The organism is Microcoleus anatoxicus (genome assembly GCF_042465725.1).
Classification (GTDB): domain Bacteria; phylum Cyanobacteriota; class Cyanobacteriia; order Cyanobacteriales; family Microcoleaceae; genus Microcoleus; species Microcoleus anatoxicus.
Genome location: NZ_CP120853.1, coordinates 3,555,345 through 3,572,463 on the forward strand (window position 1 = coordinate 3,555,345; position 17,119 = coordinate 3,572,463).

Genomic DNA, 17,119 nt, shown 5'->3' on the forward strand with positions numbered 1-17,119 from the left:
ACCCTGTTCCGAATTACCCATTCCTAATTTTAGATTTTACTTTTGACTTTACCCAGTTCCGGCATCAGCCCGCCAGAGCCATTAGCCTCGCTGTGTTGCTGTTTCTGAGACAAGCTGCGGCGGGCTGCTTCTACAAACTGACTGACGCGAATCGGATCGATGGGATTATCGATGCGCCCGTTTCGTTTCAAGGAACTAGAGACGATGACGCCATCAGCAGCTTGCATGAGTGTGGAAATGTTTTCCCAGGAGGCGCCGCTACCGATGAAAACTGGAATTCCGGCTGCGGCTAAACTGGCGATTTCTAATTCTTCGAGATTAGGAGGGCTACCAGTGGTAGGCCCGGAGAGGATCACCGCGTCTGCTAAGGCGCGTCCGATCGTCTCTTGGATGGCTGTGGTCAAGTTAGGGCTACCAAGGGGTTGCCCGTGTTTGACTAACACGTCTGCTAATATTTTGACATCGCTACCCAATTCCCGTCGGTAGCGCAGTAGCTGGTGAGCTTGACCTTCAATTAAGCCTTGGTCTGTGGCCATAGTGCCGTTGAGGACGTTGACGCGGATGAATTGAGCTCCCGTACAGGAGGCGATGGCGATCGCGCTGTGGGCATCGTTTCGCAGCACATTGATGCCGATGGGCAATGTCACCAGATTGGTTAGTCTCTCGACGATCAGCGTCATGGCACTCACCACGGCTGGATCTACACTATTTTTGGCAAAAGGAGCATCGAAAAAGTTCTCGACTATGATACCGTTTGCGCCGCCAGAAGCCAGTGCTGTAGCCTCTTGCTCGGCTCTCCCGATAATTGCTTTGAGGTTCCCCCCCCAGCGGGGGGAAGTTGGTAGAGGCTGTAAATGTACGACACCGATTATGGGATTCGGCGTTTTGAATATTTGTTTTAAGTCCACGGGCTTTCCTGAAACCACCAAGTTGACGCTACGGCTGACGGCGGATTTTGACGGCATATTTTAGAATTCTATATCCACAAGGGCGATCGAATGACTCGAAATCTGGTTATATCTGTAGATCCGTCTGGCGATCGGCTGCTTTTGGTTGTCGATCGAGGTTAAAAATGTGAAAGTAGCTCTGATTATTTTGGCTGTCACCGCAGGATTGTTGTTAGGAATAGAAGTGCTGCTGCGGGTACTTGTGGGTTTTGGCAATGCTTTGATTTACATTCCCGATGCGGAGTGTGGCTATTTGCTCGCTCCCAACCAGAGGGTGCGTCGCTGGGGAAACCGGATTGAGATTAATGAGTATTCCATGCGTACAGGTGCCATCGCCCCACTGCCGGCTTCAGACACTCTGCGAGTTTTATTGTTAGGAGATTCTGTCGCTAACGGTGGCTGGTGGACCGATCAAATGGATACCATATCGGAAATCATCCCTCGGCAGTTGAGGCTGCAAATGTGCCCTCTCAGCACCGATGCACAATTACATTCAAAAGTCAACTATTATTGTGACTTTGAAGTTCTCAACTGTTCAGCCAATTCTTGGGGACCGAGGAATCAACTGGCTTACGCCAAGCGTTTTGGTCTATTTGGGGCTTTGGTGGTGGTTTTGTTGTTGAATACGGACGATTTGTTTGCATCTGCTCCTTGCTCTGCCGTAGTGGGGCGCGATCGAGCTTACCCCGATCGTAAACCGTTGATGGCGATCGTCCAACTATTAAATCGCTACCTAATACCCACAGTACCTAGGGAAAAATTGACAACACCTGTAGCCCCTAATGAGGACAAAGTTGGCTGCAACTTAGAAGCTATTCGCCAAATCAAAACAGCAGCAAACCTTGCCAACATCAAGTTTGTACTAGCCTTGACACCAAAACGGCACGAATTAGGCGAGAATGGCCCTCACGACTGGGAAGTCAAGGCTCGATCGCGTCTTGCCGAACTCGTCGCCACCGAGAAAATTACTTACATAGATTTTCTGCCCATTTTCAATTCAGCGACGGAACTTACCAGTTTGTATCGAGACAGCATTCACCTAAGTCCTCAAGGAAATCAGCTAGTTAGCCAAACTATCACTCGTCAAATAGTCGCTTTTTTTTACCATAAATCCTAAGCTAATTTGGAATACTAGCTTGAGATTCATCTGTGGAGTAAATCTCAAATTTAAAATCTCAAAACCCAAATCTACAGACATCGAATCCGGTTGCCAAAATACAGTTAAAAACCCCATTAACACACAACAAACCTAAACTGTAGAAGCACCCGGAAACGACACGATCTGTTTGAATCTAACTTACTTGTAAAGTAGACTCTAACTCTTTCGGATACCAAGCTTGACCATCGAGAGCCATTTGCTCGATCGAACTTGCGAGCCGCAGAGCTTTCAGAGCTTGTTCTCCCCCGACGGAAGGCTGATTTCCACCCCGCACGCAATTAATAAAATGCTCCAATTCAGCATGGAGCGGTTCAATATTGCTGGTGTAAACTTTCTCAATCAACCCATCTTGACGGTAAAGCACCTGACCGTAATCCGTCACATAATTGGCGGTTGTTTGTCGGTGAATCAAGATTTCGTTGTTGAGAAAATCGGCCTCTGTCAGAGAATTCTTACAATGAGCCACTATGGAACGGAGTTTGCGGTGCGTCACCTTACTAGCAGTCAGGGTAGCCACAATGCCGTTAGCAAAGTTTAAAGTAGCTGTTACATAGTCTAAATAACCCGAATTCGATGCCCTGCTGCCGCTAGCGGTCAACTTCACCACCTGGGAAGATGCCAATTCCAGCAGCAAATCGATGTCGTGGATCATCAAATCCAAAACTACCGATACATCATTAGCCCGATCGGAATAGGGACTCATCCGGTGAGCTTCCAATGCCAGTAACTCTTCGGTTTTCAGCACTTTGCCGAGTTCCTGAAAGGCTGGATTGAACCGCTCGATGTGACCCACTTGTAAAATCCGGTGGGATTCAGCAGCCGCGTTGACCAAAGATTCGGCTTCAGCAATACTAGCGGCGATCGGCTTTTCAATTAAAACGTGAACACCCGCTTGGAGACAAGACATCCCCACTGGGTGGTGCAGGCGAGTTGGAACGGCGACGCAAACTGCATCTACGTGGGCGAGCAAATCTCGGTAGTCTTCAAAGAAGCGAACCCGATATTTACTGGCTACATCAATTCCCCGCTCTACATTTATATCTGCAATACCCACGAGCTCGATATCTTTGAGCAAGCTCAAGACTCGCGTGTGATGTTGGCCCATATTGCCAACCCCAATCACCCCAATGCGAAGGGGTTCAGGTTGACCTCGGTGCCCGAAAACGTTTGCGTATCCTAATGACATCCTATCTAGCACTCCTGGATTCTCCTCCACCACAGGAATCAAGCCTTTTGGCTTCCCTCAGTTACTCACAGCCATCCAGATAGTACCATAGCAGATCTATTTGTGAAGAAATTCTAAGAGAAGCAAGAAGCAAAAGGGAAGAAGACTCAACAACTGCGTCGATCGGACTAGGGCGTGTTTTCTTGCCTGATCCATCAGATCCCGATCCCCCTCGCATCCCCCTTAAGAAGGGGGACGAAAGAGCTTCTTTCTCCCCCCTTTTTTAGGGGGGTTGGGGGGGATCTCCGGGGAGAGAAAACACGCCCTAGCCGTGCCCAAGGGGAGGAAGCGCCCTTGGGCTACGTGGCCTGTCTCTTCATTTTTGAGAAAATATGCGAGTAGCAAAATTTTGCGATCGATTCGGAGACAAAACCCTAGCCTTCAAAATCGCCGCCACCAAAAACGCATAGGACAAAACTCCCACCACCGCGAGAAAAAGTACGCTGGCGCTTCCCGACGCATTCCACAAAGCGTGAAGTGCCGCAGCGCTGAGATAGCCTACGCCCAAAATTTGCCAGCGCTTTTTAGGTTTAAGGGCACTCAAACCGATAAAATATCCCAAATAGCCACTGTAAGCCATGTGTCCGGCGACGGAACCCAAAATTCGGGGAATTAGCAACTGCAATCCTACTAATTCTCCGGCATCTGTCCCTGCTTGTAGAGTGACATTGTGAATAATATTCGGAACGTATTGTCCTAGAGTTTCTAATAGTGTAAATCCGACTGCGGAGGCACTTCCTAACAGAATGCCATCTAAAGGTTCCCAAACACCAATGCGCTCCCGCCAGGGATTTCGCAACAAATTACCCAACAACAGCGCTACCAAAACTGGTAAAGCTTTCAGCAATTCTTCCATCAGACCTGCACCGAAAAACATTCGGATTAAGAAAGGAAAAAAACTGATTTGTTCGCCTTCGGTTGGCAGTCTTCCGGGCAAAATTTCTCGAAATACTACTATAAATCCAATCAATAAAGGGCTGAGTAAAATTAAGATAGTACCTAGGGCAGAACAAAATAAGATCCACCAAGGCTTGTGTTTGCCACACAGTTGATATATGAAATAGTAAGCTGCACCGGAAAGATAAGCAGCCAGCAGAAAATTGAAAGCTGCGGAATTTCCCACTGCTACAAACATCGAAACTACAAAAAAAACTGTAGCAATGCCGGGATATAAATAAGCTTTTTGACTTAGTTGTTTTCCGGTGGATGCGATGGGAAATAATTGAGTGAAAGTGAGATTTTCCTTTTCCCCAGCGTTAGACAAGATGGGATTTACTGTCGGTAATCGTGGCGAATTGTGGGTGTTTTGTAGGGTAGTTTCAAATATAAATTGAGGACCGTCAATACCGAGACTGATGCGATCGCCTGTTTCTAAAGTTTGGCTGGCTTGTAGCCTTTCACCATTGACATAAGTACCGTTGGCGCTGTTTAGGTCGCAAATTTCCCATGTCAGAATATTGCCTTTAGTGAGGGGACGAACTGTGGCGTGGCGGCGGGAAACCATGCCGTAGGCGATCGATTCCAAGGCTATTTGACAACTGCGATCGCGTCCGATCGTCACTTCCGTAATTTCAGAAAGTTGGTGCTTGGATGCTGTCGCAGCCACAGCACCTTGAGCTGGCACTTGTCGCAGAAATCCCATTTTATTGGTTATTCGTTATTCGTTATTGGTGATTGGTTATTAGTTATTGGTTATCCGTTACTGGTTATTAGTTATTGGTTATTCGTTACTGGTTATTCGTTACTGGAAATGAGAGCTAACCAATAATAACCAACAAATAACAAATAACAAATAACCACTGTCAACTGTCAACTGTCAACTAACTAATTATAAATTTGCCCTAGCATCCCTAACTGCTGCATAAAAAAATAGCCCGGTGAGGGGTATGCTCAGAGCCAGAATGATTCCTGTGACTAAAGTGCCTAGTTGAGCTTCTCCCGAAGATAGCTCAAAGACTGACCCGACGGCGGCGATCGCGGCAATGCACGAAAGAGCCAAAAATAAACTACTTTTAGGAGTTCCTGCCATCATACCGATTTTACCGCCTTTGGTGAAAATTTATGCTTGACCAATTCTTCATTTAGTGCGAGTTTGTTTTCTACTCTGTCTACAAAGAGCACTCCGTTGAGGTGATCCATTTCGTGCTGAATAGCCCTGGATAGCAACTCTGTCGCTTTCAGGGTTTGCGGGCGGCCGTATTCGTCGCGATAGGAGACTTCAATCATTTCTGGGCGCTTGACTTCTAAATAAACTCCCGGAATGCTTAAACAGCCTTCTTGGAAGGGGGAGACTTCGCCACTGGTATTTTTGATGGTGGGGTTGATCAAAACCAGTGGCGGTTTGGCTGGGTTATCCGGTTCGCAGTCAAGCACGATGACTTGTTTGTTGACTCCGACTTGAGGGGCTGCTAAACCAATACCCTCAGCACTGTACATGGTTTGCAGCATTTCTCGGACTAGCTGCCGAATTTCTGCGTCAACGCTGTTGACTCGCTTGGCTGGCTGGCGCAGCACGCGATCGCCCAATGTGTGTATGGTTAGGGGCGGTTTTTCTAACTTTTTCTTTTCAACCAAAACCTGAGCTGTCATGGCATTCTTACTTAATATCTGGGCTAAATTGGAACCAATACTATGATATTTAATCTTAATCTAAATTAACGTACCTATGAGTGGAAACAAGCCAAACCTACGACCTGTGATTTCTCTGGGGCGATCGCCACTGTTGATAGCCGGAGAGTTCGCTGCTGCGATCGCGATTTTACTGGCTATTTTGATAATTCTACAGTTTTGGGCTGTTCTGCCCTCGCGCATTCCGATTCATTTCGGTTTTTATGGCCAGCCTGATGCTTGGGGCGACAAGGCGATGATTTGGTTACTACCGGCTGTGGCTGCGATGATATTTATCGTTTTGGCTGCGGTGTCTCCCTATCCCCATACTTTTAATTATCCTGTACGGATTACTCAACAGAACGCACGCCACCAATATCTGCTGGCGCGATCGCTTTTGGTTTGGCTGAAAGTGGAGGTTTGTTGGTTATTCGCGTTGATAGTGCGACAGCAAATTATTGTGGCTTTAGGTAGTGCTCAAAGCTTGAGTATGGAGCTAGTGTTAGGGATGATGGTTTTGATATTTGGGACCGTTGGTGTGTATTTCCTAAAGGCTTATTTGGCTCGTTAGGTAGCTGGGAAATAAATAATTTTTAGGAAAATCCCGCACTTAGATATTTTCCAAAAACTGTGTTAGTTAACAGCTAGGATGGCTGTCTCACAATAGACATATCCAACAATTCTTGTGGAACAGGCCGGAAAGCCTGATGATGGGAGATGTCTATTAAATATGCTCAGACCGGATTTCTAAATCTCAAAACTAAAATCGATATGCTATGGCCTTTCTCAGTGAGGTGGGTACTAGGTAATGGGTAATGGGGCATAGGCCATGGGGCATAGGGCATTACCAATTACCAATTATCAATTACCAATTACCAATTACCAATTCTCGCTCTTACCTCATCTTTCACTCCAAACGCTATATCTAGAATTGTCTGGGTTGGGTAAAATCAAGTTGAATGACCAGCCACAGTTAGAAGTTATCTTAACGCATGACACCAGAACCCAATCCTTCTCCATCCAATTCCCCTGAGTCGATCGCGACTGTAGACAGTCTCAACGGTGTAGCCCCTAATGTGTCGCCAGAACCAGCGACAATAATCCCCACTGCTGAACCGGAAAAATCTGTGCCACAGGCTTCAACCCGCAAGATTGTATTGCCACAGTATCCCAAACAAACGACTGCTGAGATGTCGGGGTCGGTGCTGATTTTGGGGTCAGTCGCTGCCATGATTTTCGGGCTGGCAAACGACAGTATTTGGCTTGGCTTAATTGGGGCGATCGCAGCGATGGGCATATCTCTACGGCTGATGTGGCCGAGTTGGGGCAAAATTTGGGTGCAGGTGATTCCCCCAGCTTGGCGCACTCTGATCGTAGCCTGCTTTGGTCTTTTAGCTGGGATTGTGGGCTTGCTGATGCTCAGCGGTACTAATACTGAACCGGGAAGCCGCAATATCCAAATTAACTGGGATGCGATCGGAGCTCTGGGCGAGTTAATTGGCGCTTTGGGGCAAATTTTGATCGCAATTTTGGGCGTTTATGTGGCTTGGCGCCAGTATGTGATCTCGAAAGATTTGACTATTCAGCAAAACAGAATTACACAGCAGCAAACGATAGATGCTTATTTTCAAGGGGTTTCCGACTTAGCCCTCGACGAACAAGGGTTTTTGGAAGATTGGCCGCAGGAAAGGGCGATCGCCGAAGGTCGCACTGCTGCGATTATGAGCAGTGTGGATGCTGAAGGTAAAGCTAAAATTCTCAGGTTTTTATCCCAGTCGAGGTTGGTTACTCCTCTGAAGCGCGATCGACTCTTAGGCCGCCCCATTCTCGACGGCGATGGTGGCTACGCCGAAGATAGAGACCACGGTATCCGCGTCATCGATCTCAATGTGATGTTAGCAGGAGCAGACCTAGCGAACACTGACTTGCGGTGGACAGATTTAAGTGAAGCTAATCTCGTCCGAGCCAATCTCAGCAAATGCGATTTAGTGAAAGCCAACCTCTCCCGCGCTGTGTTGTATGACGCCAATCTCGCCCGCGCTGATATCAGGGGTGCCACATTATTTTATGGTTCGGCCGAAACCGCTTCCCCTCGCAGTCGGACTGAATTTCCTAACTACACCACGGGGGAATATACCGGGGCTGTGCTGGAACGCGCTGATTTCACTGGTGTCAAGCGAATGTCGGAGGAGCAACGTCAATACTGCTGCGCTTGGTGTGGCTCGAAATCGAGAGAGACTATTCCCGGTGGCTGCGAAGGTATTCCTAATAAACTAGGGCGTTGACTGCTCCTGTCAAATCCGGTAGCAGCGTCCTGTATTCATCTCTCTTCTTCTCCTCTGTGCCCTCTGCGCTCTCTGCGGTTAAATCATTCCGATGCAACCGTAGAAAATATCACCGCTAACCTGGAGTACCAGGTATAGCGGGTGCACAAAAAAAACACGTAAAAATTCCGATAATGTGACAGATGTGGATGGAAAGTTTAAATTTTTGAAACAGGATTGAGCCACAGCAAAACAGTCTTTTTTAATTGATTTAATTCCCGATACACTTCTTGTTTCACCCACTGTCCGATCGCATCAAAGGGTGTAAAAATTTGACCCATCGGCCAGCTAACATCTTGACCCAAGGGTGTTTGATGGTTGCCGGCCAGGATCTGAACAGTAATCATGTCGGAATATTTCACTTTTAGCAAGTCTTTTAACAGCAAAGTTTGGTCGATGTTGTCATCCTTAAATTTAATTAACAGATTGCGCCGAATTTGATAGCTATCTTTCACCAAGCGATTGGTATCCTGGGGAGAAGGAGTAAATTCAACCTTAAAGACAGGGGAAATTTGCTCGACGATCGGGATTGCTTCAGAAGCTGCATAATTGTTGAAAGAGATCAGAATATTGCCTGACCTTTCTACGTCAAAGACAGCACCAATGAGCAGATGTAGTTTGCACCCCATGCTGTGTCCCATCCCGTAGATGGGAAGATATTGCGATCGCAGCAACTTCATGGCCTGCAATCGTCCCAGAGCATTTTCAAATTTATTGAGCACATCACGGGCGATCGCAATATGATCCAAAGTATTGACAAAAGGTGTCGCTACTACAACATATCCTTGATTTCCCAAGGTCTCCAATAGCCAGCGATAGGTCAAGTGTGGTGCTGTCGCCACAAAGGCACCACCGAGAAAATGTACGATCGCGATCGGTCTAGTTGAAGGAATCAATACCCAATTCCCAGAAATTTCCTGCCAGTCCATAAATTCAATCAACTAGGGAGTGTCAAACCTTTCTTCATGATACTTCATCCATTTCAACTTATTCAAACTAGCTTGAGGATTGAGAACTGTAGTAGCAATCCCGTAAACAAGAGTCTGCAAAAACTCCCGGTTCAACCAACTTTGTCCTAGCTTTCTCATGTAGTGCAGTGCCAAAAATTGTCTAAATTTGTTGAGCTTTTGCCAAAGTGGCAAATTCTGAAAACATAACTGTTCGTAATGACTTAAAGATAACTCCGGCTCTCCCCGCAGACGTCGCCGTTGATTTTCCTTGATACAATCAGAAGCTATGCGTTTTTTCAACCAGTGCTTATCTGTGAGAGAATTCCCTCTAATCCGGTAATTGCCCAAAGGCTGTTTCGTCGCCAACAAGCCGTACTTGTGAGCAATTCTGGTAAATAACTCTGTATCTTCCCCTACCAACCAATCTTCAGCGAAGCCACCTTCAGAGAGGAGAATTTCTCGCTCGATTACCACAGAAGACGGAAAAACCCAAGGACTATCCCCTGTCAACTTAATCCCCTGCATTTCGGCTTTAGTTGTAGGATAGGTAGGAATATAACTCAACTTGTTACCACTTTTATCTAAGTACCGCAAAGCGTGAGCAACAGCTTTAACTTCTGGATGTTCTGCCAGCATTTGCAAACAAAATTCCAGCTTGTTTGGTTCCCAAGTATCGTCGCTGTCGAGAAAGGCTACATACTCACCTGTGGCGCGATCGATCATTAAATTTCTCGACTTAGAAACCCCATAATTTTGGGGATTAACAAATAACTGAATTCGCGGATCTGACTCTGCAAGTTTAGCTGCTATTTTCCTAGTATCATCAGTAGAGCAGTCATCAACAATTAAGATTTCTAGATGCTGGTGGCTGCCATTGAGTGCGGAAGAAACTGCCGCCACCAGGGTTTCGGCTGCATTGAAGGCAGGAATGATGACACTGACTTTTTTGCTGTTCATAAATTAACTTTTATAGTAGCTCAGGTCTGAGGGAGATTTCTTGGGAAATAAGCAGGAGCTTAGATCGATAAGCTGTTGCTATTTTAAATCATCTACTTGAAGAAAAACTAAGAGATGAGGTATGTGTTGGGACGTGATTTTTTTGATAATCAAAATTAGATTTATGTCTGAAGGAGGATGTGATGTAATTTAGAATTAAACAAGTCGAGTATTCTGTCAACCATGTTTTTAAGTTTATCCAAAAAAGTACCAATTTATACTTTATTTCTAACAGTTATGGTATGTGGTTGCCAGCAGCAGCTACAGCAACCACCCAAGTTTCAGCAACAGCATAGCAAACAAGGCATAGCAGTGTCTGCTCACCCCCTGGCCAGCGATGCGGGGCTGTGGGTGCTGCAACAGGGAGGCAATGCAGTGGATGCAGCCGTGGCTACGGCTTTGGCAATTTCGGTGGTGGAGCCTTTTTCGGCAGGTATCGGCGGTGGGGGTTTTTTGCTACTGCGACGGGCCCAAGCAGGGACTGTGCAAGCGTTGGATTTTCGGGAACGGGCTCCTCTACGGGCGACGCGGGATATGTATTTGGACAAGCAAGGAAAAGTGCGTCCTAGAGCAAGTCTAGATGGGCATTTGGCCGCGGGGATTCCTGGTACTGTGGGGGGACTTTATACGGTGCACCGCGAGTACGGGAAGTTGCCTTGGGCTACTTTGGTGGCACCGGCGATCGCCCTGGCAGAAAAAGGATTTCCGGTGAGTTCGCGCTTTACAAAGGCTGTTGAGTCGCGACTGGATGCGATCAAAAAGAACCGGGCGGCGCGGGAGATTTTTACCAAAAGCGGTGTTTTGTATAAACCAGGGGAAGTTTTGATCCAGCGGGATTTGGGGCGGACTTTAGGGAAGATTGCGATCGATCCGCAAAGTTTTTATCGAGGGGATATTGCTAGGGCGATCGCCTCTGACATGACAAAAAATGGCGGCTTAATTACTCTGGGAGACCTCAGAAACTATACACCGATTTGGCGCAATCCAGTTTGTGGCAACTTTCGCACTTACGAAATTTGTGCGATGTCGCCTCCTTCTTCCGGCGGCGTTCATTTGTTGCAGATTTTGAATATTCTGGGCGATACGGATTTGAAGACTCTGGGAAGGAAAAATCCAGATACTTTGCACTTGTTGGCGGAATCAATGAGGATTGCTTATGCCGATCGATCTGAGTATTTGGGCGATCCAAATTTTGTCAGTGTCCCTGTCAAAGCTTTAACTAGCAAGAATTATGCGAAATTGAGACGATCGCAAATCCAGATGTCGAAAGCCAAACCTTCGATCGAGGTAAAAGCTGTTGACACTCAAACTTTGAGTCGCTTGGTGTCGGAGTCGCCGGAGACTACGCACCTGACGGTAGTTGACACAGAGCGCAATGTGGTCAGTTTGACGTTTACTGTGAATGGTGGTTTTGGGGCTGGGGCTGTGGCTGCGGGTACAGGAATTTTGCTCAACAATGAGATGGACGATTTTGCTGCGGCACCGGGAGTGCCGAATTTGTTTGGTTTGGTGGGTGGGGATGCAAATGCGATCGCCAGCGGCAAAACTCCTTTATCCAGCATGACGCCGGTGATTGTGACAGAAAATGGCAAATTTCGCCTCGCGGTGGGGTCTCCCGGAGGTAGTACGATTATTACCACTGTGCTGCAAATTTTACTTAATGTGTTGGTTTACGACATGAATGTCGGTGAGGCTGTATCCGCACCGAGGATTCACCATCAGTGGCTGCCCGATCGCCTAATGCTGGAACGGGGAGGTTTTGATGGTGCGACGCTGGATCAGTTGCGACGGCGGGGACACCAGATTCAGCAACGGGAAAGTTGGGGAAATGCTAATGCGATCGTCGTAACACCCGATGATTGGTTGGAGGGGGCGGCCGATCCACGCTCTGAGGGAGTAGCAAGGGGTTTTTGACCAAGCCCGCCCTCTATGGGATTTGATTTTCCAGCCATCGAATAGGATAATCATGTCTGATTTTTGCTTCTGACTTGTGGCTGCTGCGATCGCGTCACAGCCCATAATTACCGAGTTTAAATCTCTAAATGTTTCAGTATAAATACTTAGAATTAAAGAGTTGATAAAGGTAATATATATTACCTATATTTAATGCCATGATCTAATTGTAGATTGAATTTATACCTGTGATTTTAGCAAAAAAAATATGCTCAGCCCTCATAAAATTGCTGCCTTAACTGCTACCTTCACCGCTGCTGCTTTCAGCTTGTTGACCGCACCCGCGATGGCATTTTCTGTAGGTGCAACCAATAATACCGAAACTTTAAAAAACCAGTTGTTAGGAACTCAGACAGCGGGATTGAGTAATTTCTCTGTGTCAGTGACTGGAAATAGTGCTGCTTTTGGTACTTTTAGCAATGACCCCTTCGGTTTGCACTCAGGTGTTGTTCTCAGCACTGGTAGAGTAGCTGACATAGCCGGCAGGAATAACAAAGATAATCTCTTCTTCAATGGCACTGATTTAAACACTGACTTTGGGCCCAAGGGTGAAGCTGGAGATTTAACTCAGCTCAACCTCAGTTTTTTTGCTGACTCTACCGCGGAAAAGTTGTTCTTTGAATATGTATTTGGTTCCGAGGAGTTTCCTGAGTTTGGTGGTTCTCCATTTAATGACGATTTTGAACTACTGTTGAATGGCAATAATTTGGCCAAGTTGAGCGATGGCAAAGCTGTTACCATTAATAATCTGGTTCCCGATCCAAATAATCGCTCTCAAGATCACTCCGACTATATCAATAATCCAGTCGTGACAGGCCTGGCTGCTAATATTATTAAGCTGGATGGCTTTACTAAAGTTTTAGGTTTTGAGGGTTTGCTCAATAAAAATCAGACGAATGTTCTCAGCATCCGCATTAAAGATGTGGGGGATGGTAATTTAGATTCTGCTGTATTTATTAAAGGCGGTTCTTTGGGCACCCAAAAAGCCGAACCGGTTCCCGAACCTATGACTCTGGGCGGTTTGATAGCCGGAGTTGCGATGCTGGCTACAGGCAGAAAATTTCGCGCTAAACTCTAGGAATATCCTTTACGAGCATGGGGAATCGGGCCTAGGGCCTAGGGCATTAGTCCTGATGCCACCACCTGCAACCCAAAAATTACAAATAACAAATAACATATAACTAATCAACAGTGATTAACTGTGAACAGTACCATCGGGTAATATAGTTCCCGATAATCGGGCTCCGGTAAGTTTTACCATTACTCGATCGCCATAACCGATTTTAGCTCCTGTTAAATCTGCACCACTCAAGTCAGCGCCACTCAAATCAGCTCCGATTAAGTTAGTTTCTCTCAAGTTGGCATTGATTAAACAAGCTCCTAATAGGTTAGCTCTGAACAAATTGGCTTTATGCAAATTTGCGCCTGTGAGGTTAACGTTATGTAGAAAAGCATCGCTTAAGTCGGCTTGACTCAAGTTAGCATTGCTCAAGTTTCTGCCGGCAAAATCCTTTTCTTTTAAGGAAGCTCCTTTGAAGTTGGAACCGCTCAAATCGGGACTTTGTGGGGTAGCGGGGCGGTAAGATGAAGATGAGGATGAGGATGAGGATGATTGGTAACGGGGGGTAGTTGAATAGGGCCCTGAAGGATTTGCAGAAGAGTTTCCAGCATATTTTCCACGATAAGCCTCTGAAGCATAACGGGTTTCTTTTGAGCTTGCCGGTGGTGGCTGAGTATTTTGGTATGGAGAGTTTTGGTATGGAGAGTTTCGGTACTGAGAGCTTTGGTACTGAGAGCTTTGGTGCTGGGTGCTTCTGTGCTGGGTGTTTTGGTGGTGCTGGGTGTTTTGGTGGTGCTGGGTGTTTTGGTGGTGCTGGGTGTTTTTGTGTTGACTATGTTGATTCTGATCCCTGGGTTGAATCGATCGCAATTTTTCGCGAGCTTGATTAATTTCCTTAATCTTTGCTTCAGCTTTTTCTAGCAATCTGGGCCGATCTTTGGGAATGCGATCGGGGTGCCAAATGAACGCTAAATCCTTGTAGGCTTGGGTAATTTCTTCAGGAGTTGCTCCCGGCAATATTTCCAGCACTCTATAGTATTGGTCGAGGTCGTTCATGGTACCACCTTTCGCTTTCAGAAATTAGTAATTAAAAACTAAGATCGGAGTAAAGGCTGCTCTCAAAGCTGGCTTCCCCGATCGTACATTAGATGAACATTAGCTCAGTTATGCCGCTGCTGGCAAAAAATCCCGGATTCGCTGCAAATATGTTGTGGCATCCTCCAGCATCGGAAAGTGAGATGTATTTGGGATTATAACAAATTCTACTTTGTCGCTGAGGGAAGCGGCTTGTTTGCCCATGATTGCCGGAATAATTTGATCGAATTCTCCAGCTACCAGCAGTGTGGGAACACTTAGGCGCGCAAATTCTTGGGGCATTTCCTCCGCAGCTTTTTTGCTGACTGCTGTCACCATTGTACCTATAGCCGCTTCCTCATCAGCCATTAAGAAATCCTTTAGAAATGCCAAACTGACCTCTGTCGGCAGGGAGCGGTGCAAAAACCGTGCCATAAATAGGCGATCGACAAAGGGAATAGCAGCCAACCAAGGTGGCCGGAATTTAACCACATAGCCACCAAATTTGTGAAAAGTTGTAAAGGCTTTTTCGTCGTATTCAAAAATGCCACTGCAAGTCAGAATCGCTTTTTCTACTTTTTCGGGATAGAGGTTAAGGAATAAAGTAGCGATCGATGCACCTGTGGAATGAGCATTAATGTACACGCGACTTAAATTCAAAGCTGCTAGTAATTCGGCTAAGTCATGGGCATAGGTTTCGAGTTCGTAGCTAGACTCAGGAGGATTTTTTGGCAGTGGAGAACGTCCAAAACCTCTCATATCATAAAGCAGACAATCAAACTCACCAGCAATAGCGCGCGCGGTACTTTCCCAGTAGCGAGCCGAGCCTGCCCATCCGTGCAAAAATACCATCACAGGTTTGCCGCTGGGTTCGGCGCTTCCGTCTGCTGTTATCCACTCGTAATAGTGTTCTACACCGCCAATTGAAATAAAAGCCATGATCTAGATTTTAGATGTTAGATGTTAGATGTTAGATTTTAACTCATAACTGGTTCCCAGGCTCTGCCTGGGAAACAATATCTAGAGGCTCTGCCTCGTTTCCGAAAATCTGAAAAAACTGCCTCGTTTCCGAACAAAAATTGGAGGCAGAGCCTCCGGATATGCGTTTCCAGGCAGAGCATGGAAACGAGTAAAACTGCCTCGTTTCCGAACAAAAATTGGAGGCAGAGCCTCCGGATATGCGTTTCCAGGCAGAGCATGGAAACGAGTAGAAAGAAATCATAAGTCTTAAGCAGCAGATGCCGCTAGCCAAAATAAGCCATCTACTAAAAGCGTGCTCAAAACTGCACCACTGAATGCCCGCCAGTGCAAAGTGCGATCGCGCAAACTCACCAAACCCACACTTAAAAGCACAGCAATTAAAACCAGAGCCCAACCTATGCCCCAAGGAGTTTCAATTTGTCCGATCGCACTTTGAAAAATCGGCATCGCCAATTCCGGTTCCGCGTGCATGACTTGGCGCCAGTAGGGCATCAAACCGGTTAAGTAAAAATATAAATCAGTAATAGCAGTGCCAAATAGCGAACCTAAATAAAAATATGCTCCCACTTTTCCCCAAGATTTGCCCAAGCACCAAATCGCAAACGGCAAGCCAATTGCTTCTATAGGTAGATGTAAAATTGGTTCCCACCTAAACCAGCCCCAATAGATCGAACCTGCCAGCCAACATCCGGCAAATCCCAACAATAAGTCTCCCCAAAGTTGGGTTTTTGGGCGAAAAATAAAAATCAAACTAAGTACGAACCACGGGATGGTTGAGAGCAAACTGATGGTTGGATACAAACGCACTAATGGTGCTTGCACAAAAACTGGAATTGAGACTAAAAAAGCTGAAGCGCCAAATACCAACCACTGTTGAATGCTCTTGCTTCTTTCTGAAGAAGATACAGGATTTTCTAGGTTGGTAAGGGTAAAAATAGGTGCGATCGCTGAGGATAATAAATTAAAGTTAAACAACTGATTGGACTCCGTAACGTTTCAATAAGTGGACTAAAAATGTTGCTGCGGTGGCGGGTTTAAAAGTTTCTCTACCGTCGGCTGTGTGACTGGTTTGCCAGCCTAGGGCGGTTTGGGGTTGGCCCCACAAATCTAAATGGGCGATCGGTGGATCGGCATAAAAACCATCTCCAGCGCCACCGAGAATTGCCGAACTCCAGTGTGTAAAGCGATCGTGGCTGATGCGGTGGATGGGAAAAGTGCCCCCCAGGGGTACTCCCCAACCATCTAAAGCAATGAAGGCTGCGACTTTGCCGCCGATTTGTTGCCACATCCACGCCGCCCCGATCGCCCCAACTACCCCAGCCGAAAAGCTGACAAATACTAGACTTTCTCCAGCTAACTCCTCCCTGCACAAAAAGTGGAAGATGTCAATGGCCGAGAAAGGTGGATGTTTATGAGCAGGAAAAATCTTGACAGGGTAGAATGTTTGGGTATTTTGCCTGGGTTGTGCATCTCCCCAAACCTCTGAAATTCCCGCCAGGAAAGCATCAGTCAGTTTTGGGTCGTGAATTCCGGGACAAATTACCAGTCTCATCTTGCTTCAAGAAAATTAATTATGAGCTTAACATAACTTTACTTTATTGTATAGCTTAATTAATTATATGCCATGCAGGGGGATAGGATGTTAAACTGATAACAGAGTTTTGTTTGAAGGGTATCCCCCCAAAATAAACGCGGGGAACGCTCCGAGACAGCGAAAGCAGAGGCAAAGTCAGGAAGTCTTAAGAAAACATAAAACTTAACGCTTTCTGTCCCCGACCCTGGGAAGCTGTAAAATAGGTTTCTTTGTGGGTGAATCGCTGCTAAGCCCAATATTTTTTATAGA

General features: G+C 46.4%; 16 protein-coding genes. 5 read left to right on the forward strand and 11 right to left on the reverse strand.

Annotated features, from left to right (window positions below):
- Positions 1-29 precede the first annotated feature (29 nt).
- Positions 30-908, reverse strand: a complete 879-nt coding sequence (gene btpA, locus P2A85_RS15350) for a photosystem I biogenesis protein BtpA (RefSeq protein WP_377481515.1) — start codon at positions 906-908, stop codon at positions 30-32.
- 166 nt (positions 909-1,074) lie between these two features.
- On the opposite strand from btpA, the gene P2A85_RS15355 reads away from it, so the two are divergent.
- On the forward strand, positions 1,075-2,064 hold the full coding sequence (locus P2A85_RS15355; RefSeq protein WP_377473509.1) for a GDSL-type esterase/lipase family protein: 990 nt from the start codon (positions 1,075-1,077) through the stop codon (positions 2,062-2,064).
- Between the two features lie 175 nt (positions 2,065-2,239).
- On the opposite strand, the gene P2A85_RS15360 is transcribed toward P2A85_RS15355, so the two are convergent.
- The 4 genes from P2A85_RS15360 to def all read right to left on the reverse strand — a co-directional run bounded on the left by P2A85_RS15360 (position 2,240) and on the right by def (position 5,920).
- Complete coding sequence (locus P2A85_RS15360) at positions 2,240-3,292, reverse strand: Gfo/Idh/MocA family oxidoreductase (RefSeq protein ID WP_377473511.1); 1,053 nt, start codon at positions 3,290-3,292, stop codon at positions 2,240-2,242.
- A gap of 355 nt (positions 3,293-3,647) precedes the next feature.
- Entirely contained in the window at positions 3,648-4,973 is a 1,326-nt protein-coding gene (locus P2A85_RS15365) for a PrsW family glutamic-type intramembrane protease (protein WP_377473513.1), read from the reverse strand.
- A 186-nt stretch (positions 4,974-5,159) separates the two neighbouring features.
- Positions 5,160-5,363 (reverse strand): hypothetical protein, encoded by a 204-nt coding sequence (locus tag P2A85_RS15370; RefSeq protein ID WP_371117985.1) that lies wholly within the window; start codon positions 5,361-5,363, stop codon positions 5,160-5,162.
- Positions 5,360-5,920, reverse strand: coding sequence for a peptide deformylase (def, locus tag P2A85_RS15375; RefSeq protein WP_377473515.1), 561 nt, complete (start codon positions 5,918-5,920; stop codon positions 5,360-5,362). The genes P2A85_RS15370 and def overlap by 4 nt, the downstream gene beginning before the upstream one ends.
- A gap of 76 nt (positions 5,921-5,996) precedes the next feature.
- Between def and P2A85_RS15380 the strand changes: the two genes are divergently transcribed.
- Both P2A85_RS15380 and P2A85_RS15385 read left to right on the forward strand, forming a co-directional pair.
- Positions 5,997-6,509 carry a DUF1648 domain-containing protein gene (locus P2A85_RS15380; RefSeq protein WP_377473517.1) on the forward strand — a complete coding sequence of 171 codons (513 nt, stop codon included), beginning with the start codon at positions 5,997-5,999 and terminating at the stop codon, positions 6,507-6,509.
- 421 nt (positions 6,510-6,930) lie between these two features.
- Positions 6,931-8,223, forward strand: coding sequence for a pentapeptide repeat-containing protein (locus tag P2A85_RS15385; RefSeq protein WP_377473519.1), 1,293 nt, complete (start codon positions 6,931-6,933; stop codon positions 8,221-8,223).
- Between the two features lie 197 nt (positions 8,224-8,420).
- On the opposite strand, the gene P2A85_RS15390 is transcribed toward P2A85_RS15385, so the two are convergent.
- Complete coding sequence (locus P2A85_RS15390; protein ID WP_377473521.1) at positions 8,421-9,191, reverse strand: DUF1350 family protein; 771 nt, start codon at positions 9,189-9,191, stop codon at positions 8,421-8,423.
- 12 nt (positions 9,192-9,203) lie between these two features.
- Positions 9,204-10,169 (reverse strand): glycosyltransferase family 2 protein, encoded by a 966-nt coding sequence (locus tag P2A85_RS15395; protein ID WP_377473523.1) that lies wholly within the window; start codon positions 10,167-10,169, stop codon positions 9,204-9,206.
- Positions 10,170-10,391: 222 nt separating this feature from the next.
- Here P2A85_RS15395 and ggt point away from each other — a divergent pair, with 222 nt between their 5' ends.
- Both ggt and P2A85_RS15405 read left to right on the forward strand, forming a co-directional pair.
- The gene (gene ggt / locus P2A85_RS15400) at positions 10,392-12,122 is read left to right on the forward strand and encodes a gamma-glutamyltransferase (protein WP_377473525.1); all 1,731 of its coding nucleotides are present in this window, start codon (positions 10,392-10,394) and stop codon (positions 12,120-12,122) included.
- Between the two features lie 247 nt (positions 12,123-12,369).
- Positions 12,370-13,239 carry a choice-of-anchor L family PEP-CTERM protein gene (locus P2A85_RS15405; RefSeq protein ID WP_341738335.1) on the forward strand — a complete coding sequence of 290 codons (870 nt, stop codon included), beginning with the start codon at positions 12,370-12,372 and terminating at the stop codon, positions 13,237-13,239.
- Between the two features lie 117 nt (positions 13,240-13,356).
- Here P2A85_RS15405 and P2A85_RS15410 read toward each other — a convergent pair whose 3' ends face one another.
- The 4 genes from P2A85_RS15410 to P2A85_RS15425 form a co-directional block, all read right to left on the reverse strand.
- Positions 13,357-14,277 carry a pentapeptide repeat-containing protein gene (locus P2A85_RS15410; RefSeq protein WP_341738334.1) on the reverse strand — a complete coding sequence of 307 codons (921 nt, stop codon included), beginning with the start codon at positions 14,275-14,277 and terminating at the stop codon, positions 13,357-13,359.
- 108 nt (positions 14,278-14,385) lie between these two features.
- Positions 14,386-15,234: an alpha/beta fold hydrolase gene (locus tag P2A85_RS15415; RefSeq protein WP_377473528.1), complete on the reverse strand. Its 849-nt coding sequence runs from the start codon at positions 15,232-15,234 to the stop codon at positions 14,386-14,388.
- A 288-nt stretch (positions 15,235-15,522) separates the two neighbouring features.
- Complete coding sequence (locus tag P2A85_RS15420) at positions 15,523-16,251, reverse strand: DUF3120 domain-containing protein (RefSeq protein ID WP_377473530.1); 729 nt, start codon at positions 16,249-16,251, stop codon at positions 15,523-15,525.
- Complete coding sequence (locus tag P2A85_RS15425) at positions 16,244-16,828, reverse strand: hypothetical protein (protein WP_377473532.1); 585 nt, start codon at positions 16,826-16,828, stop codon at positions 16,244-16,246. Before P2A85_RS15425 ends, P2A85_RS15420 begins: the two co-directional genes overlap by 8 nt.
- Between the last annotated feature and the right edge of the window lie 291 nt (positions 16,829-17,119).